This is a genomic window from Spirosoma horti (genome assembly GCF_054776595.1).
The window spans coordinates 111,873-130,924 of record NZ_BAAHBQ010000010.1; the positions used below are offsets into that span (position 1 = coordinate 111,873).

Here is a 19,052-nt window from a genome sequence, read left to right on the forward strand (position 1 = left end):
TGTGTGATAGTTGCAATATATATAACAAAAGTATAATATAGCGGTTTGTTGCTTTATTCACCTACCGCCCATGATTGATACCTTAGACCGCATTCCACCCGAAAATATCTACCTGGTCAACCCCACCCGGCGTAAACGACTACCGTTTTTTGAGTCGCTGGTTCCGGCTGGATTTCCGTCTCCAGCTGAGAATTACATCCGTGAAAAACTGAGTTTGGATGAGCTATGCGTGGTGCATCCGGATTGCACGTACTTCGTCAAGGCCGTAGGGGAGAGCATGACCCCCGACTATATCTATCCAGGCTCAATTCTGGTCGTGGATTCGGTGAAGCTGGTTTTTTCGGGGAGTGTCGTGGTCGCCTGGGTCAACGGGGAATGCTGCGTGAAGCGATTCGTCCGCAAAGGGCATATGATCATGCTCGAATCCAGCAATGAGACCTACCCGCCGATCTACGTTCATCTGGGTAAGGATCAGTTTCGGGTGCTCGGTGTCGTAACGTTCATTGTGTCTAAACCGCCCAAGTATGTACGCCTTAGTGGATGGGAATAATTTTTACTGCTCAGCCCACCGCAGTTTTGACCCTACGCTAGAGGGTAAACCGATTATTGTGCTCAGTAATAGAGACGGAAATGTGGTAGCCCGTTCGAATGAAGCCAAGGCCTTGGGGATAAAAATGGGGCAACCTTTCTTTGAAACAAAGGAGCTTCGAGAGCAACATGATATCGTTGTGTTCTCTTCTGCGTATGAGCTTTACGGTGACACGTCGGCAAGACTTATGAGCATTCTGACGCAGTTTGCGCCCGATGTGGAGGTGTATTCGATTGATGAAGCGTTTCTATGGATCGAAGAATATATGGGCGCTTACCCGACGTATCAGGACCTGGGAGCCGCTATCCGAGAGAAGGTAGATCAGTGGCTGAGGCTCCCGGTTTGCGTGGGTTTCGGGCCAACGAAAACACTCGCTAAGCTTGCCAACCGACTCGCCAAGAAAACGCCTGAGTTAAACGGCGTATGCGTCCTTGATACACCGGAAGCTATTGCCGAGGCTTTGACTGAGTTTCCGGTAAAAGACCTGTGGGGGGTAGGCGGTCGCTATGCCGCTAAGCTCAAAAGTTTTGGCATTACGACGGCCGCCCAACTTCGGGACGTTCCTGATGATTGGATCAATAGCCTAATGACGGTGAACGGCTTACGTATGGTGCATGAGCTAAGAGGATTTCCCTGCAAGCTACTGGCCGTAAGCCCGCCCACCAAGAAAACCATCTGTTCGGCTCCCAGCTTCGGCAAGCTGATTCCCGATCTGGCCAACGTAACTGATGCTCTGACCACCCACTTAGCCCGGTGCTGCGAAAATTTGCGTAAACAGGATTCGCTGTGCGGTGCGGTGACCGTGTTTCTGCACACCGATCGGTTCCGAAAAACGCCCGGCAATGGGCTACCCGCCAAACAGTACAGTAACAGCATTACCCTCGTTCTGCCTCATCCCACCAGTAGTACATCCGAACTACTCAAATACGCGGAATCGGGCCTGAAAGCCATTTTTCGCTTTGGCTTCAATTACCAGAAAGTAGGCGTTATGCTATCGGATCTTGTTCCCGGTGATTACCGGCAAAAAGGTGTATTTATCGATGGCCCAGACGAGAAATTAATCAAACTGTCGGCCGTTGTTGATAAAATGAACCGGCGTTATGGACAAGATAAGCTGCGGTTGGCTTCTCATCAATACAATCCCGATTGGCCTATGAAACAGAAGTATCTCAGCAAGCGACCCACGACACGTTGGGACGATATATTGGAGGCAAAGTGAATTTAAGGGAATACTGGTATGAACCGAGTCATTGCGCCGGGGGATCGAGTGATCGTCACACCCCTCAAAAATGGCATTACGCGTAAATCGTACAAAGCTACCGTGGTTGGGTGGATGTCATCGGGCAAACTCAAAGTCCAGCCTTATGGGGACAAACGCCAGAGCTCAAAACTCGTCAACCCTGATGATGTGAAGAAGTTGGCCGATAAACAATCACTTTAGCCATTGACAAAATTAATACGGGTAATCTAGCTACCCTTGATTGGAATCAATGCAGAAATCAGAAAACGCATAAAGATGACCATGACACAAGAACAAATTAAAGAGGTTTGGGCCCGGAAGGTCGCCTTGCAGACCGCCTTGACTGATTTAGCCGATTTACCGGAAAATAAGCGGGCGATATCGGAATTGAAAGAAGGGATTGACGCCTGTAATACGGAACTCGTTTCAGGTACCTATAATCCACCCTTAGCAGTTGATTGAATCGAACGTTACAAATTCGGCCTTTTTGTTCCAGCTTCATCGGCGACCGTTCGACTGGAAGGCCAAGCCACGCGGCCCCTTAGGAAAATAAATGCCCCCGGTATGAAATGAACCAAGTTAGCAAATGAGCCTGTAGAAATAAAGTGCTAAATAAGGCCTTTCCTGTTTCGAGGTACACAATAAAAGGCTAAGAGGGACGTTTTATATCTGTTACGTTATTTCAGCCCCATTGGTCTTACCCGTGGGGCTTTTTACGTATTATTTACAATTTATTATTTCTGGCATGGAAGGCGTGTCTGATCAACTCCCGGCTCAACCCGAGCAACTAGCTCCTGAAAAATTTCGGTTTGATGCCGCCAATGATTTTCTAACGATCTGTGATCGGTTGTCAACTGGTTATGACAGCGGTTATTATTGGGAAGATGTGCAACGGGCATTACGCATTGCTGCTGGCTTAGAGAAATGGCCAGATTAGTTTGTTCTGTAAGGCAACCTCCTCTCACACGCTTTTGTAAAGTAACTAAAATAGATAATTTATATATTTTTTCATTATCCTGTCTGCCCGTACAAGGTTGCTTCACTGGTTTTACATTTTCTAAACGACCGTTTGTAAGGGGTTACTGATTCACTACCCTATCAGCTGAGTTCGTCTCAAGTAGGAGCGTTTCTAGGAGACATCAACTTTTAATATATTTTAAACTCAATCAGTCACGATACAAATCGTAAAAATGCTTTAATATTAATTAAAATAGACTTACTATAGCGTAGATTTAAGCATTAAGTGATTCATTAAGCTTAATAATTCTACAGATGCTACTCGCTCAAGCTTTAAACGACAATTCTGATCACTCAAATACAAGCTCTGAATCAGATTCTGGAGAAGGACCTGAAACAGTAACAGTATCAGCTACTAGGCCTACTCCAGCCCCTTCTTCCCCTAGGGGTGGCCGTGATGGTCATGGTCATGGAAGTAATTCAAAACCTAATCCAACAAAGTATACTTTGTTGGATACTGCTGGGTATTTCGATAAGGATAAGGATATTTTTACAAATTTAGTTAATTTAATTTTATTAGGACAAAGTGTTGAAAAGTTTAATGTAGAACAAATTTTCAAAGTTTTGGACGGCGTTTCAGCAGCGTTCAAATTTATTGATCTTGGAGTAACGTTTTCAGTGGCGTATGATAACGGAAATTATAAAAATCTTTTTCAAAAAAGTACTACATTATTAATTAGTTCAGGTTTATCTCAAACGGGAATAGTTTTAGGTGCAACTCCTGCGGGCTTTGTGTTTGTAGCAGCTGGTCTAGGTTACGCATTTTTTGATATTGCAACCCATGATGGTGAGGTACTTTCTGATAAAGTATATGATTGGGCCACTAGTGGAGGGATTAGACTAAAAAGCCCAACATGGGATAACTACATGGGAGTACCACCTTATTAACTTCTTTCTACGAAAGGAATTAATAACATAAAATATTCTGTAATTTCTTTTCTATATTCTTACACAAAAGGTACAACAAATTCTCTAGCAATAATGCTGAGAAACCGATTTATGTTGTGATAGGAATTCCGACTACATTAAGCTGAATAAGTAAATCATCAATGCCTGTGAAAGTTTCTGATTTACTAGCAGAGGTGTTAATAGGAACAGAAGGTTTATAGATTTTTATAATCCAATCTTTCCCTTCATCTGTCTCCAATATTTTAGGTTCACCAATTGGGCTTGCGTTCATTAAAGAAATCATACCCGAAATTTCAACAGGATGCTTTGACATTCTGTTTTCAACTCGGCCTAACATACAAAACGGCATTTTTGATTGGTCTATAAGTCTAGTTTGGTTGCGTTTTGATTCTCTAACTATATCTTTATTGTTTCTGTAAAATATGGCTTTTTCGGGCACTTTTATTGTTATTGTCCAAGGATATAAACCAGCTGCCCCAATTATTGAAGCCCCAATGCCACGTAGACGTACATTTTCGTATCCGTTGAAGTAAGTAGCGGGAATGTAGAAAGAGGTTTCTGCCTCTCCTGTCTCTAAACTGATCCCTAATTTATCCCACTCAGTTTGACCTATTAAAGAACGAATAGAGATAGTTCGTGTTATTCCTTGATCCCTCTGTTGATAAGCTGCAAGCCATTCAATAGCGTTTCGGTTCCATATTAATAACTCCGAAATTAAATTTTCTTCTACGTTTGGTAAGTCAATAATGTCATAATTATATATTAGCTCTAAACCTTCTTTGGCAACGCTCAATCGCGCATAACCATCTTCGTAATTTCTCTGTAGACGTTTAGCTATTTGTTCAATAGGTTTTGAAAGATTAAATGGCCTTTTCTCATTTGTAGCATCCAGCTTTTCTTTATACAAATCACGTCTTTTTTGTGTTTGATCTATTATATTTTTTTCATCTTCATCCAGCCACAAAATTTTTTTATCTAATATTTCAGATCTAATTCTCCTAGTAACATCTTCATTAAACCTATCAAAAAAATCTTGGGTCAATCTGTTCTGTTCTAGGATTGTAAACCCTAGTGCCCCGGATCGACTATTAAGGTCCTCGGAGAAGGCTAACAAAATTTTGTGCCTGACTTCTGTTTCAGATAAACCTGCACGATCTATTTCAGAAATTATCTTTTCTCTTTTAAAATAGTCTTGGCTAATTTTTTTCTCTTCAAATTCTAGAGCATTCAATTCTGAATTCAGGTCAAGTTGGAACTGAAGAGACGTAAAAAGAAGAGACCTGTACTGTCTCTCTTCTTCTAAACATTTTTCGAGCAAATCAACTGCTTGGTTTAATAAGGATTCGACGTGCCATTTACGGAATTTCGATTTTAGCTCATCCTCTTTTGGTTGATATTTTAGTAATGATGCATAAACGGTCATTGTGTTGTGTTTTTATGTTTATAGCTTTAAGTAAACTCCATTACAAAGCCCAATTAAGCATGATTTTACTTCAGTAAGATGGAATTGATTTGCTTTCATCAGAATAGGTAAGCATTAAACTAGTTGTGTAGAAGCTTAACAAACGTATGACGTTGTTTTTACGTCCGTAAAAATGATTGCTAAACTTGTTTCCAAGAATGGCCCATTTAAACAGGTAGACCCGGCATAATGGATAAGCATTGACTCGCCTTGTTTGTTGGGCGAAAACAATCTTTGGAACAACACCCCTAGGGAGGCCACTATCGCCAAAAGCGAGACCAGATCGGGCGTTAACGCCGCCTGTAGATCGTCAATTTTACACGCGACTGTCAAATATTATTCTGTTTAGAATTAGATCAGAGCAGACACTGGAGCCGCATTTAATCGCTGTTGTATCTGCTTTAGCACATCGTTTCTGCCCTGACGGTAGCTGTATCATTGTCCTCACATAAAATCAGCTACAACATCTAGGGCAGTAAGTAAGGCCATAGCGACCAGCCGCCAACGTGTATAGTTTAGGATAGGTGTTTCCACAGCTTGATGGTAGACAGATTTAGAGCAATACTAGCAAGAGCCAAACGCCTAATACCCCCATTTCTTGAAGCAGATGCATGAAGGCTCTATCGTCTCAGATGGGAGCGTTTTTATAAGATGATGAGCTTTTTAATAATTGTCCAACTTAGCTAGAAGCTTACGGGTGTGATCCCTGATTAAAAATATCATCGTTTGACTGGACGGATTTAGCCGTGTTGGTATTAACGCAAACCTTTCATTGATAGGTAATTATGACGTTATTAAATGATTTAAATACCCTTTTTTGAACAGAAACGGTTGGTCAAGTAGGAGAGGAACCTGTACGGATATAATTATGAATGGTCCCTAAGTAAAAGGCTACGCAACCTATACCAGAAGACGTATTAGGAGCTTTTTAAAGCTAACCAAATGGCTCACTTGTTGGCTATTAGTTTCAGTTCAATATCAAAATCATCATAGATCGCTTTGTCGCCAAGGGCGTCAAAGAAAGATGTTGAGCCGTACTTAATGTCGTATTGGGTTCGGTCGAGCGTCACTTTACCCTGCGCTTCCACCGTCGCTCCATCTTGTTTCACCCGAACAGGGAATGTTACAGCATTCGCAATCCCTTTGATACGCATAGTACCCGTTACCAGGTACGTGGTGGCTCCCTTCGGCATCACCTTCGTGATCGTAAATGAGGAAGTCGGGTGCTTGCCTGTTGAGAAGAAATCGTCGGACTTCAGGTGACCGATCAGTTTAGCGTTGTATTCCGGATCGGTCAAATCGGTGCAGACAATGCTGTTCATGTCGAAGGTAAACTGGCCACCCGTCAGCTTGTTATCATCGAATAGCAATGCACCATCGGCGAGCTTTACCGTACCCATATGCTCGCCAGTTACCTTTCTGGCTTTCCAGTGCAGGCTGCTCTTCGATACATCTACTTTATACGTGTCTGCGTACGTTGTTTGTTTACTACGTGTGGCCATTGTGCCAACTGTGAGGAGTAGAATAGCGGCCAGTCGATAGAGAATTTTCATTTCAGAAGAGATAGGTACATCCTGTATAGTGCAATGTACGCTAACGTCGAAATGAATAAGAAATTGTACCTATACAAATTTTAAGTAGATTGCATCGAATGCCTTCAAAAGCAACTTGTTAGCACACGCGCCCATACGGCAACGGATTGCCCGGCTCCTGCTGGGCTTACTCCTGTTGATGCAAATCAACTCGGTGCTGTTCCGCCATGCACACCGGCTGGCCAACGGACAGATCATTACCCACGCACACCCCTACAACCTCTTTAGCAAATCCTGTCCGCTGTCGGCTAACCCGCACACGACCCACGAATTGCTCCTGCTGGATGCGGTCAGCAACGCAGCGTTCGTACCCACGTTTGCGCTACTGATCGCCTTTCTGCTGCTATTGGTGCGCTTTATTATCCGTTCCGTTCCTGCTGCCCCTACATGTAGGATACGAACGGTATGCCTGGCCCGGCCCACGCTGCGCGGCCCCCCCTCCTCGCTCTCTTTCCGGCAATAATAGGCCCTTCCGGTCTGGTTCTGGCACTGAGTAGCCACTGGTTCATGACGACCGGGGTGTACGGTGCCACTGTATTCACTTTTTTCCTGCTTTTTGATGAAGAAGATAACACTACTCTATCTAGTGCTTTCGGTAATTGTGCTCGTGGCAGTGGCCTGCGAAGCGCTATTGCCAGCGGCTCCTGCCGACGATGCCCTGCTCGACGGGCCAATTGCCGAGCTAACCCCGGAACAGAATGCCCTGTTTGCGCTGGGTGATGCCGCCTTTAACCGCGACATTTTCACCCCGGCCACAGGCCTGGGGCCTATTTTCGTTGCCAGCTCCTGCGGCTCCTGCCATGCCGGTGATGGGAAAGGAACGCCCTTCACCACCCTCACCCGCTTTGGACAGCACGATGATACGGGTAATCGGTTTATGGGGCAGGGTGGCCCCCAACTGCAAACCCGGGCCATTCCGGGCCATACCGCCGAATTACTACCTGCGGGTGCGGTCTTCTCTAAGTTTACCCCACCCGCCAATACAGGACTGGGCCTGCTGGCCGCCCTTTCCGACGAGCAGATTCTGGCAAATGCCGACCCGACCGACCGGGACGGGGACGGTATTTCGGGCGTACCCAACTGGATTCATGCTCCCCATTACTTCAAACCGCAGTGGTTCCATAAAGAACAAAACGACAGGTACGTTGGGCGGTTCGGCAAGAAGGCGGCAGCAATAGACCTGTTGCATCAGACCGTCAATGCCTACAAGCAGGATATGGGCATTACCTCCGAGTTTGATTCCGAAGATCCGATCAATTACAATGTATCCGGGCAGGCTGGTGACGGCGTAGATGACCCGGAGGTATCGTCGGCAAAGGTCAATGCGGTGGTATTTTACCTGCGAACATTAAAAGTGCCCCTGCAACGTACCCCCGCCGACCCAATGGTAGTGGCGGGTAAGCAACTGTTTATTAACCTGGATTGCGGCAAATGCCACACGCCCGACTGGAAAACAGGGCAATCGGATGTAGCCGTGCTGGCCAACCGGACTTTCTCACCCTACACCGACCTGCTGCTGCACGATATGGGCGCGGGCCTTGACGACGGCTACACCGAAGGGATAGCTAAAACCGCCGAATGGAAGACACCCGCCCTGTGGGGCCTGGGCCTGTCACAAAATTCCCAGGGGGGGCGGGTATTCCTGCTCCACGATGGTCGCGCCCACTCCGTAGACGAGGCCATCCGGCTGCACGGCGGGGAAGCCAGCCGCAGCGTGGAAAAGTACGCCAAACTGGCTGAAGCCGAACGCGGTAAGCTGCTTCGTTTCTTAGACACTCTCTAACCTCACCTGGCTCGCCAGTCCGAGCCTTTCTCTTATGAAAAAAGAAGTAAAATTAAACCGACAGGACTTCCTGCGGCAGGCGGTCCTGAAAACCTGCGGTATGGCCTGCCTGAGTACATCCGTGCTGACGGCCGCCCTGACGAGCTGTGCGAGCGTCTATTACGCCCAGGCTCCGCGCATCAAAGGCTGGGCGATTCAGATCAGCAAGAAAGAATTTGACCTTGATCCCAACGGCAAACGGCAACGCCCGTTTATGGTGGTCGAAATGAAGAATCAGACCCACCCGATTTATCTGCGCCGGGTTGGGGGCGACAACTTCACGGCGGTACTGATGCAATGCACCCATCAGGGCAATGACCTCAACGCGCACGACGGCTACCTGTCGTGCCCGGCCCACGGCAGCGAATACGACACCGATGGGCGGGTAACGGAAGGCCCCGCCGAGGATAGCCTGAAGCGATACACTGTGACAACCGACGAACAGTACATCTACATCAATATTGCCTGATGATGAGAACACTTTATTTTTTGATTGGGTCTGCACTGATACACGTGGCGGCTTATGCCCAGCCTGACGCGGCCCGACCCGTTTCAACCTCGGTTACGGCGGCTACGGCGGTGACCGTGACCAAGCCGATACCCACTGATTCGACCCCCATGCCCAAAGCATTTGCCGACTTGTTTTACCGGGATTCGACGCTTCGCAAAGGTAAACAGGAGAAGGGAGCCCTCAAGATTAATATGGATGCTACGTATGACCGGCCTTTTCTTACGTCAACGAAGGCCCCCGTGTCGATTGGGGGCTATCTGGAAGCCAACACCCAGTATATACAAACCAATGGCAAGACGGATGGCCTTTCGTTTCAGGCCCGCCGGATGACCATCTTCCTGGCATCGAGCATCAACCGGCGGATCAAGTTTCTCTCCGAGATCGAGTTCGAGGACGGGACAAAGGAAATCAACATCGAGTTTGCCGCCATGGACATCGAATTGACTCCGTTGCTGAACCTGCGCGGGGGCATCATCATGAATCCGATTGGTTCCTTCAACCAGAACCACGATGGCCCTAAGTGGGAGTTTATCGACCGGCCCATTTCGTCGGTGACGATTATTCCCTCCACCTGGAGCAATGTGGGCTTTGGCTTATATGGCAAGAAATACACCGCCAACTGGGTATTGGCGTACGAAGCGTACCTGACCAATGGCTTCGATGATCAGATCATTGCCAACGGCCAGAACCGCACGTTCCTGCCCGCCACCAAAGCCAACCGCGACCGCTTCGATGAGAGCTTCAATGGAGTGCCGTTAGTTACCCTCAAAACGGCCTTCAAACGACGCAAATGGGGCGAAATCGGCCTGTCGTGGATGGGAGGGGTGTACAATAAATTCCAGATTGATGGGCTGGTACTCGATCAACGTCGGCGGGTGGATGTGTGGGCACTGGATTTCAACACAACCCTGCCTACGGGTACATTTATCAACAGCGAATTCGTGTGGGCCAGCATCAACGTCCCCACCACCTACACCCAGCAATTTGGCCGGATGCAGCAGGGCGGCTGGATTGACATCGTGCATCCGTTGGTGAAGAAGACCATGTTTGGCTGGAAAAAAGCCGTTGTCAACGCGGCTCTGCGCGTGGAGCGGGTTGATTACAACGTGGGTACATTCGCTGAAACGGGTGATCCGCTGCGGGATGATCTATGGGCTATAGTGCCGGGGCTGAGCTTCCGGCCTTCGCCTACGACGGTGATTCGGGGTAACTACCGCTACCACTGGCAAACCGATTTACTGGGCAATCCCCCCGCCCGCACAGCCGGGTTTCAGTTTGGTTTTTCGACCTACTTCTAACATTACTCACCCCAATGGCTGCTAGCCGTTGGGGTTTATTTTCTATGAAACACAAAGCCCCGATCTTATACCGTACCATCGGGCGGCTGCTTATACAACGTTTGCCGCCTTTAGGGCTGCCATGGTCGTTATGAAATTCTGATCACCTACAAGAGGCTATGACTATTCCTAAACCGTTTTCATATGAAGTTTTTGTTTTGTCTCACGCTGGGCCTGTTGTCCTGCCAATCGATAAGGCCGTTGACTCATCGGCACTGGTGCGACCAGCCTACCCGTAAACTGCGCTGGCTGAACCGAATGATCCAGGAGATAGGCGTTTTTCCAACGGCTCAGCATACGTGGGAAGTCCATCAAGCGCATTATTGGGGGCAAGAAGTGTTCATCGTGCACCTGTTTGGACAGGATAGAAAGGGCCAGGGATTTTTTCTGTATAATCACGCTGGCGAATTGATTTCCACCTGGAAACAGGCTGACTCCGTTCATTTAGCGGATTTGATCGGTGACCGGATGCTGATCGCAAACACTGGCCGATCTAAGGTGAAAGGCAATCAGTAATTTTCTTTTTCGATTACACCCAATCTACCTCGAACATACAGTAGAGTAGGACAGTTAGGTCGTAGACAAAACCAGGTAACAACGTCTAGATTATGGCACACGAACATCACAAAGAAGCCGCTTATCATTTCCGTAAAGCAGCTGAATACCATGAAAAAGCGCAGCAACTCCATGAAGCTGGCAATCATGAGCAGGAAGCTCACGAAGCGTATGTGGCCTATGGCCACCATAATTTAGCGGATCAGCATGCGCTGGCTGCGGCTGAGCATCACGCTGAACGGCACGACGCAGGACACAGTGATCCGGTTGCCTAATTAGGTAGTTAGTAACGAAAGCTTCCCCGGAGTCTGGCTTTGGCTGTCTCTGGGGAAGCTTTTTTATTTACCTACGTAGCTGTTATCAAGCATTCATTCGGGTGAGCAAACGCAACCAATCAAGCTCAGGGAGCCAGAACCAGCGTTAGGGCTATTTTATTCCGCACAGCCTGGTAGTTTTTGTCCTGATATTGTCCGGGCGTTTTGTCCATAAAGTCCACATCCACCACGTACTGCCCCGCTCCAGTCGGCGTTAGCGTTAACCGACCGTTGGCATCAGCAGTTTGTTTGATCTGCTTACCATCGGGAGTGGTCAGCTTGAGGGGGGCGTTGGCATAGGCGGCACCGTCTTTGGTAACCAGTAAGGTAGCCGGTTTGCCCAGTGCGAATCCCGTTTCGGGCGTTACGTCTAGATAATGAACGGGTTTGGCAAACAGGCTTCCCTCACCCACCTGACAGATGGCCCGCAAATACTCGCGGGGCCGCACAATGCCCAGTTTGTGACTGGTCCAGTCCTGCACGGCACGGGTATCGTTGACCAATAGCACCTGGTACGTACCGGCCTGGCTGGGTGTAAACTGCGCCTGATAGCAGTTCTCGGCGGGTGATAACGTGAGCGGCTGAATCGAGCCATCGGGCAGCAGCACCGAGGCTGTAAAGGCCTTGATGCCCGCCAGTTTATCGGCTTTTTCGCGCAGACCGTTTTCCAGTTCGCCGAAGTAGCATTGTACCGTTACTGGTTCGCCGACCTTACCCGAACCTTTCAATTCGAGCCAATAACTGTGGGCCTCGGTTAGCAATGGAAACAGACACAATAGAGCAATGATGATTTTCTTCATAATTCAGACGGAACAGGCGTTAAATGGACAAATCTTGTTGCTTACTTAAATTTGAGATTCTGCACCCGTACGGCGTTCAGGATGGCCAGCATCGCTACGCCCACATCGGCAAAAACGGCTTCCCACATGGTGGCCAGGCCACCCGCGCCCAGGACCAGGACTATGGCTTTGACCACTAGCGAGAGCGTAATGTTCTGCCAGACGATTCGGCGGGTGGCCCGCCCAATCTCAACCGCCGTAGCAATCTTGGCGGGTTCGTCATTTTGAATAATGACATCCGCCGTTTCAATCGTGGCATCCGATCCTAAACCACCCATCGCCATACCGACATCGGCGAGCGCCACTACCGGTGCGTCATTTACCCCATCGCCGACGAAGGCCAGCTTCGCTTTAGGGTTAGTGGCCTGTTCGCTTTTTAACCGCTCGACCTCCCGAACTTTATCTTCAGGCAACAAATCACCGTGCCACTCGTCTACGCCGACCTGTTTGGCAACAGCCTCAACAACCGCTGATTTATCACCCGATAGCATGACCGTACGAATACCATCCTGTTTTAGCCTTTTCACGGCTTCAGCTGCATCCGACTTTACCTCATCAGCAATGGTGAAGTATCCCGAGAATTTCCCATTAATAGCGGTCATGACAACCGTGAAAGGGATCTGAGTCAGTGCTTGATCAAAAGAAACATTGAACTTCTGGAGCAGTTTGGCATTTCCTGCCAGCATCTCTTTTCCATCCACACGGCCTTTCAGTCCATGTCCGGCAATTTCTTCGACGCCTTCAACGGAAACGGATTCATACCCTTTACCAGCATACTCAATGATGGCTGTTGCCACAGGGTGCGTTGATTTGCTTTCTAAAGCGGCCGTCAGCCGGGCTAATTCTTTTTCATCAATGCCAACCGGCTTTACTTCCTGCACCTTGAAGACCCCCTTCGTCAGCGTTCCTGTTTTGTCCATGACGACAACCTTTAGCTGCGTCATCAAATCCAAAAATACCGAGCCTTTGAACAAAATCCCCTGCTTGGAACCAGCCCCGATACCACCAAAATAACCGAGCGGAATGGAAATCACCAAGGCACAGGGACAACCGATGACCAGGAAGACAAGTCCCCGATAGAGCCAGTCGCGAAATTGATAATCGGCCACAAAAAAATACGGGATGAACGTAATCAGCAGTGCTAAGCCGCAGATGGCTGGCGTGTAGATTTTAGCAAACTTGGCAATAAACTCCTGCGTTTGGGCTTTGCGCCCGGTAGCTTGCTGCACGAGTTTAAGAATTCGGGACAGCTTGGAGTCTTGATAGAGCGTGGTCACATCCATTTCGACCAGGGACTGTCGATTAATCATCCCGGCGAGGATCGCTTCTCCCTTCTGAATGGTTCGGGGAACGCTTTCGCCCGTCAAAGCGGCTGTGTCAAACGAGCCACTATCGGAACGCATGGTGCCATCTAAACCGACTTTTTCGCCGGGCTTCACCTGCACGACATCCCCTATGGCCACTGAAGCCGCTTTCACCGTTTGGGCTTGTCCATTTCGCACTACCGTCACCTCATCGGGTCGCACATCCAGCAGCGCCTTAATCGAACGGCGTGCCCGGAGTACAGCGGCATCCTGAAATAACTCACCGATTGTATAAAATAACATGACGGCAACGCCTTCCGGATATTCGCGAATACCAAAAGCGCCTAGCGTTGCGACGCCCATTAAAAAGAATTCGGTGAATACATTTCCACTCACAATTCCTTTCCAGGCCCGCTTCAGCACGGGCCACCCAACGGGTAAATACGCAATAACATACCAGATAAACCGAATGGGGTCTTTGAACCACTGGAAGGACGAGCCGGTTTTAGCGAAATGATCCAGCGCAATACCACCTACTAAAAGAACCAGGCTACTGATGACCGGCGCATACGTTCGCCAGGTTTGATCCGGCCCTTTTTTTGCCGGAGCGGCATCCGCTGCCGGGGTTGTTCCCTCCTCAATCAGATCCACATCGTCGTCGTGGTCATGATCGTCGTGATCGTCGTGATTATGAGTATGATCGTCTGCCATAGTTGTTAGAATTCAATAAAAAAGTTTATAACCGCCAGCCCGACCAGTGTCAGGCCAGTAAGTAGATTTTCGTTATGTTCGAACCAATGTGAATTTATCCGGCTTAGTCCCCTTCGTCCAATGCTCACCATCAACAGCATCCCGGATAAGGTAATCACATTGTAGATCAGGGCAACCAGTAGGACGGCTTGCCAGCCCTTAGCCCCTGCACTCAGAAAATACGTTTCGATTTCCAGACAGGGAGACAGGAACATGGCGACACCCAGTGATAGGAGTAACATGCCAAACGAACGAGCTTTGCGGTCGGACCGTCGCACGGTTGCTCCCGCATCAATATGGTCATGAACGTGGCGATGTCGCAGATGCTGCATCAGATACCATAGCCCTAGGGCTAGCAGCAACAACGGAATGGCCCGCTCCGAGAGATCATGGTAGTTTGCCGCCAGCTGCCAACCGGCCAGACTGACCAGTACACCCAGCAACGTGGTGCTGAGCGTGTGGGCGAGTCCCGCCAGAGCTGCCACGAACAGGGTCTGCCGCCCACTCCAATGTTCGGCTTTACCGATGGTCACAAAGGGCAACCAGTGACTGGGAATCAACGCGTGTAACAAACTAAGCGTTAGACTTCCTACAAGTAGATCATTCATTATTGAGTAAGGTCGGTTTATTTCGAGCGACTGACAGCTCACTTATTCCGTTTCGCACTATAATAGGCTTTTTTGGATATATTGACTGGTGCTGTTTTCTGACGGTTTCCAATCGAGTCATTCAGGGGCTCTTTTACTTGTTTATGCTTCTTTTGCTTAAGGCTAATCAGGCCAGTCCAACCAGTTAAACGCCAGAGACACCAGCCCAAGAAAATGACTAGAATAGCTAAGCCAAAAATAGCTTGTAGCGTACGAATTGTATGAACCATTATGGGCTGTAGTTTAATCGTGGTAACGGACCAAAAAAATTAATTTACTGAATTTGATCGTCGATCATAAGGACACGTTGTTATAACTGGCAATCCTTGCATGGGGTAGTCTTCGCAAGTGCTCAAATGAGCTACCACAAAGACTACCCCCACTTAATTGACTAAGGTTTCAATCAATTGAATCAGGATATGGATGACTTTACCGTGTATTTCCTGAATTCGGTCCGCAAAGCCTACATGAGAAACACGTATTTCCACGTCCGCCTGTCCGGCAAGCTTTCCTCCGTCGTTGCCCGTCAGCAGAACGACGAACATCCCCTGCGTCCGGGCGGCTTCTACAGCGCGAATCACATTGGCCGAATTACCGCTTGTACTAATGCCCAATAGAACATCGCCATTACGGCCTAGGCCTTCGATGAAGCGGGAAAATACAAACTCATATCCATAGTCGTTACTCACACAGGTCATGTAACTTGTATCCGAAATAGCCAGACCCGCCAGAGATGGTCGGTCATTCCGGTATCGACCGGAGAGTTCCTCCGCAAAATGCATCGCATCACAGTGAGAGCCCCCATTTCCACAGGCTATAATTTTATGGCCTGATCGCAGAGAATCAGCCATCAAGCGCGCAGTCGCTTCAATGGCCAGTAAGTTAGCGGGATTTGCCATGAACGTTGTCAGTACCGACTGGGCCTGATGAAGTTCTTGCTGGATAAGGGCTTGATGAGTCATACCGATTATGTATTTTCTATAGCAGGCTGGCTATCGCATTGATGCTGAAGGCAATGATGATTGTATTAAAGGCAAATGACAGTACTCCATGCAGCAGTGTGATTCGACGTACCCGGCTGGAGGTGACTGAAACATCGGAAACCTGACAAGTCATGCCGACCACAAACGAAAAGTAGGCGAAGTCCAAGTAATTAGGTGACGCTGTACCCGGAAAGGTCAAACCACCCACCTGGCGCATATCATCAGCATTATAGAAATACAGATGGGCGTAATGCAGGGTAAAAATGCTGTGAATAAGCGTCCAGGCGCTACCTACCGTCAGGGCCGACAACACAACATGGCGGGCTGATTCGGCTGAAGACAACCCTTTTACCGAGCCCAGTAGAACGATCACAGCAAACAGGCTTAATAAGGCGGCACCAATGGTAAAGCTAAAAATGACAGCCCGACTATTATCTTCCCGTTGCGCCATTTGTTGGGCATTCGTCCACCCAATGATGAACCAGACGAAGCCTAGTATGGTCAATGCGTAGGCAAGACATATAAGTAGCAAGCGAGTCTGCCAGTTAAACCATCCATTGGTTACCAGCCAAACCGCGATACCAATGCCCAGGGCAATTAGCGACCGGTAAAAGGCGCTTAAGACTAGTCGGTGGCGTTTGTTGTTTTTCGTCATGACATACTGTAATTGGATCAGGAGGCTATTGCTTTATATATCTTATTGGTTCTATGGCTAACATCTGGCGGTCAAGCGATCATACCCAAAATTAAAAACAACAAGAACCCAGCAAAGAACGTAGCCGTCAGCCACGGCTTTTCAGGGCCTTCATGAGCTTCGACCAGTAATTCTTCCGTGACTAAAAATAATAGTGCAGCCAGGCCAAACGACAGTACGATATCTAGCCCCATTTCGGGAAGATTGTGCAGCAACGTGGCTCCCCCCACGGTACTGGCGAAAAACAAGGCCGATAAACTCAGCAGCAGACGAATGATTCGGGGGCGAGAAACCCCTTCTTCAGTGAGTGAAGTTGCCGTAGCCAGTCCCAATGACAAAACTTCGACCCCCAGTGCCAGTGCCAACAGAATGCCCTCTTTAGCGCCTGCCGCAAAGCCAATACCCAGCAGCAGGCCGTCAATAAACAGATCTACACCAATGGCCAGTAGAAAGGCTACTGGAAACACGCCCCCTTGCTGATTTGATATAGTACCTGTGGGCGGTTCACTTTCAGAAGACGCTTTTTCCGGCGATTCAGTAAGCCTGCGAATCAGTAGCATTAACCCAATTCCCAGACTGAAACCCAGGACGGTTAGCCACGGATCATGTAACCGAACAACGTCCGGTAGTATTTCGACCGCAACGACCGAAAAAACGACTCCAGCTGCGAAATGCAGAATAGCTGAACGCGCCTGCATCCCGAATCGAACGGACAAGGCTAATAGACCACCGCCTGTCAGGGCTAGAGTCGGTAGCAGCGCATACGTAATAATCTGTTGGAAAAGGGGGGTCATGAGGAGTTGATTACCAATTGCGGATGAATTGATTACTAATTACTGGGGTAAACGATCCGTCTTGAGGGTATAATAGAGTCGAATGAGATAATCCCGATGTTCGGGTTGTTGGCTAGTATCCGATAGCGTTATTGTCAGCTGATCCCAAATCGCAAACGACTGTTCAATCCGAGCTTCGGTAGCGTTTTGGGATTGATAATAGGTCTGTAACCGGTTGCTCCATAACACCAGATTATCCTCGTCAATAATCGTCATTACCAACGTTGGATAGTGGCTGAAGGGCTGACCCGTTTCCAGGACTAGGTAATTGATTTGCACGGACGAAATGCCATCACGGGCATGAAGATGCAGGGCGTTATTCTCGGGTGTTAACAATAGAGATTCCATCGGTTTCGAGTTAATGGGCATGACCTTCTTCTTCACCACCTGCCGCCTGAAGCTGCGAGAGCACCGCATAAGCGCCATTGATAACGACCTTAGCCTTTTTAAGGTCGAGTGAAGCCGGGAGGGTGACCTGCGAGTAGCCGCCTTCCGTCACCCCACGGCGTACGGGGATTTGCTTGAAAGCAGTGCCATGCTGTTCGGTTTCACCGGCTTTGTGATCGTGCTCTTCCTTTGCCGAGTGGTTAGCCTCCCCTTCTTCATGCTCGTGTTCTTCAGGGGCTTTTTCATCCGTCACAATAAAGATGTAATCCTTGCCCTCGGCGGATACGATGGCTTTTTCGGGCAGCGCCGTTACCCGGCTATCGCCTACATCCAGGCTAGCCTTTAGAAACGTATTGGGCGCTAATCGGGTATCCGGCTGATCAAGCCTTGCTACTACCCGCACCGAGCGGTCGGCCTCAATAGACCGGTTAATAAACGTGATTCGACCCGACCGCTCTTTACTGGGCTCGTTGTTAAGCCGCAGGCTCACCCGTTGGCCCGCCCGAATCTGGGGCAGGTCCTTTTCGAACACGGTCAATTCAGCGTATAAGCCCTGACTACTTGTCAGTCGTGCCATCATATCGGCGGGTTGAACGTATTGGCCGACGGTCACAGCGACCTCGGTGATCACCCCATCCAGGGGGGCGGTTACGACATAGTACGAACTGAATTTACCAGCCAGAGCAGCCTGTGGAGACAAGCCAACCAATTTAAGCCGATGCGCCAGGCCACCCAGCCGGGAACGGATTTGGTTGCGCTCGGCGGATGTTTGCTGAAACACTTTCAAGGCACTCACGTTTTGCTCGCTCAATTCTTTCTGCCGGGCGTATTCCGCATCCAGATACGTTAGGCGGCTATGATTCTCGGCGTACTCCTGCTGGATGGCCACCAAATCCGGGTTTTCAATGCGGGCAATTAGCTGGCCCTTCCGCACCGGCTGACCGGGTAAAAGGGGCAAGTTCCGCACGAAACCACCTTGCAGCGCGGTAATAGCCACCTGGCTCTGGGCAGGCACGGCCAACCGACCGTTTAGCTGAAGCAACTGCCCCAAATTACGATACTCAACGCTGCCTAAGCCAATCGCCCCGATGCGTAGTTGATCGGTGGAGAGTTCGACAACGTCAGCAGGTCCTTCCTCGTGGCCAGCTTGTTTGGCAGCGGGTTTCGTTTCCGCTTCGCTGGTCGTTTCTTTTTCCGTGGATTCACGACAGGCAATTGTCAGCCACAAAAGACCGACACTCAAAAGGATTCGTTTCATGATACGATA

At 48.8% G+C, this 19,052-nt stretch carries 22 protein-coding genes; 12 read left to right on the plus strand and 10 right to left on the minus strand.

The window, feature by feature from the left end; translation table 11 throughout:
• Positions 1–70 precede the first annotated feature (70 nt).
• From ACYVAM_RS27510 to ACYVAM_RS27535, 6 genes are all read left to right on the plus strand, one after another.
• Entirely contained in the window at positions 71–550 is a 480-nt protein-coding gene (locus ACYVAM_RS27510) for a LexA family protein (RefSeq protein ID WP_461073114.1), read from the plus strand.
• Positions 525–1,808: a Y-family DNA polymerase gene (locus tag ACYVAM_RS27515; protein ID WP_461073116.1), complete on the plus strand. Its 1,284-nt coding sequence runs from the start codon at positions 525–527 to the stop codon at positions 1,806–1,808. Before ACYVAM_RS27510 ends, ACYVAM_RS27515 begins: the two co-directional genes overlap by 26 nt.
• A gap of 18 nt (positions 1,809–1,826) precedes the next feature.
• Positions 1,827–2,030, plus strand: a complete 204-nt coding sequence (locus tag ACYVAM_RS27520; RefSeq protein ID WP_461073118.1) for a hypothetical protein — start codon at positions 1,827–1,829, stop codon at positions 2,028–2,030.
• 81 nt (positions 2,031–2,111) lie between these two features.
• Positions 2,112–2,291: a hypothetical protein gene (locus ACYVAM_RS27525; RefSeq protein ID WP_461073120.1), complete on the plus strand. Its 180-nt coding sequence runs from the start codon at positions 2,112–2,114 to the stop codon at positions 2,289–2,291.
• 283 nt (positions 2,292–2,574) lie between these two features.
• Complete coding sequence (locus ACYVAM_RS27530; RefSeq protein ID WP_461073122.1) at positions 2,575–2,766, plus strand: hypothetical protein; 192 nt, start codon at positions 2,575–2,577, stop codon at positions 2,764–2,766.
• 335 nt (positions 2,767–3,101) lie between these two features.
• Positions 3,102–3,734, plus strand: a complete 633-nt coding sequence (locus ACYVAM_RS27535) for a hypothetical protein (RefSeq protein WP_461073124.1) — start codon at positions 3,102–3,104, stop codon at positions 3,732–3,734.
• Between the two features lie 109 nt (positions 3,735–3,843).
• Here ACYVAM_RS27535 and ACYVAM_RS27540 read toward each other — a convergent pair whose 3' ends face one another.
• Positions 3,844–5,178 carry a hypothetical protein gene (locus tag ACYVAM_RS27540; protein WP_461073126.1) on the minus strand — a complete coding sequence of 445 codons (1,335 nt, stop codon included), beginning with the start codon at positions 5,176–5,178 and terminating at the stop codon, positions 3,844–3,846.
• A gap of 986 nt (positions 5,179–6,164) precedes the next feature.
• Positions 6,165–6,770 carry a YceI family protein gene (locus tag ACYVAM_RS27545; RefSeq protein ID WP_461073128.1) on the minus strand — a complete coding sequence of 202 codons (606 nt, stop codon included), beginning with the start codon at positions 6,768–6,770 and terminating at the stop codon, positions 6,165–6,167.
• A gap of 115 nt (positions 6,771–6,885) precedes the next feature.
• Between ACYVAM_RS27545 and ACYVAM_RS27550 the strand changes: the two genes are divergently transcribed.
• The 6 genes from ACYVAM_RS27550 to ACYVAM_RS27575 all read left to right on the plus strand — a co-directional run bounded on the left by ACYVAM_RS27550 (position 6,886) and on the right by ACYVAM_RS27575 (position 11,309).
• Positions 6,886–7,272 carry a hypothetical protein gene (locus ACYVAM_RS27550; RefSeq protein WP_461073130.1) on the plus strand — a complete coding sequence of 129 codons (387 nt, stop codon included), beginning with the start codon at positions 6,886–6,888 and terminating at the stop codon, positions 7,270–7,272.
• 96 nt (positions 7,273–7,368) lie between these two features.
• Positions 7,369–8,592: a di-heme oxidoredictase family protein gene (locus ACYVAM_RS27555; RefSeq protein WP_461073132.1), complete on the plus strand. Its 1,224-nt coding sequence runs from the start codon at positions 7,369–7,371 to the stop codon at positions 8,590–8,592.
• Positions 8,593–8,626: 34 nt separating this feature from the next.
• Positions 8,627–9,100, plus strand: coding sequence for a QcrA and Rieske domain-containing protein (locus tag ACYVAM_RS27560; protein WP_461073134.1), 474 nt, complete (start codon positions 8,627–8,629; stop codon positions 9,098–9,100).
• Positions 9,100–10,440 carry a hypothetical protein gene (locus tag ACYVAM_RS27565; protein ID WP_461073136.1) on the plus strand — a complete coding sequence of 447 codons (1,341 nt, stop codon included), beginning with the start codon at positions 9,100–9,102 and terminating at the stop codon, positions 10,438–10,440. The genes ACYVAM_RS27560 and ACYVAM_RS27565 overlap by 1 nt, the downstream gene beginning before the upstream one ends.
• Positions 10,441–10,623: 183 nt before the next feature.
• Positions 10,624–10,995: a hypothetical protein gene (locus ACYVAM_RS27570; RefSeq protein WP_297369252.1), complete on the plus strand. Its 372-nt coding sequence runs from the start codon at positions 10,624–10,626 to the stop codon at positions 10,993–10,995.
• Positions 10,996–11,087: 92 nt separating this feature from the next.
• Positions 11,088–11,309, plus strand: a complete 222-nt coding sequence (locus ACYVAM_RS27575; RefSeq protein WP_297369250.1) for a hypothetical protein — start codon at positions 11,088–11,090, stop codon at positions 11,307–11,309.
• Between the two features lie 125 nt (positions 11,310–11,434).
• Here the strand turns inward: ACYVAM_RS27575 and ACYVAM_RS27580 are convergent, their stop codons facing one another.
• The 8 genes from ACYVAM_RS27580 to ACYVAM_RS27615 all read right to left on the minus strand — a co-directional run bounded on the left by ACYVAM_RS27580 (position 11,435) and on the right by ACYVAM_RS27615 (position 19,043).
• Positions 11,435–12,148 (minus strand): DUF4198 domain-containing protein, encoded by a 714-nt coding sequence (locus tag ACYVAM_RS27580; protein WP_461073139.1) that lies wholly within the window; start codon positions 12,146–12,148, stop codon positions 11,435–11,437.
• Between the two features lie 41 nt (positions 12,149–12,189).
• Positions 12,190–14,202 (minus strand): heavy metal translocating P-type ATPase, encoded by a 2,013-nt coding sequence (locus ACYVAM_RS27585; RefSeq protein ID WP_461073141.1) that lies wholly within the window; start codon positions 14,200–14,202, stop codon positions 12,190–12,192.
• A 5-nt stretch (positions 14,203–14,207) separates the two neighbouring features.
• Positions 14,208–14,849, minus strand: coding sequence for a hypothetical protein (locus tag ACYVAM_RS27590; RefSeq protein ID WP_461073143.1), 642 nt, complete (start codon positions 14,847–14,849; stop codon positions 14,208–14,210).
• A 422-nt stretch (positions 14,850–15,271) separates the two neighbouring features.
• The gene (gene lpcA, locus ACYVAM_RS27595) at positions 15,272–15,850 is read right to left on the minus strand and encodes a D-sedoheptulose 7-phosphate isomerase (protein ID WP_461073145.1); all 579 of its coding nucleotides are present in this window, start codon (positions 15,848–15,850) and stop codon (positions 15,272–15,274) included.
• A gap of 16 nt (positions 15,851–15,866) precedes the next feature.
• Entirely contained in the window at positions 15,867–16,526 is a 660-nt protein-coding gene (locus ACYVAM_RS27600; protein ID WP_461073147.1) for a DUF1345 domain-containing protein, read from the minus strand.
• A gap of 71 nt (positions 16,527–16,597) precedes the next feature.
• Positions 16,598–17,359: a ZIP family metal transporter gene (locus ACYVAM_RS27605; RefSeq protein ID WP_461073149.1), complete on the minus strand. Its 762-nt coding sequence runs from the start codon at positions 17,357–17,359 to the stop codon at positions 16,598–16,600.
• 39 nt (positions 17,360–17,398) lie between these two features.
• Positions 17,399–17,746 carry a hypothetical protein gene (locus ACYVAM_RS27610; protein ID WP_461073151.1) on the minus strand — a complete coding sequence of 116 codons (348 nt, stop codon included), beginning with the start codon at positions 17,744–17,746 and terminating at the stop codon, positions 17,399–17,401.
• Positions 17,747–17,756: 10 nt separating this feature from the next.
• Complete coding sequence (locus ACYVAM_RS27615; RefSeq protein ID WP_461073153.1) at positions 17,757–19,043, minus strand: efflux RND transporter periplasmic adaptor subunit; 1,287 nt, start codon at positions 19,041–19,043, stop codon at positions 17,757–17,759.
• Positions 19,044–19,052 lie beyond the last annotated feature (9 nt).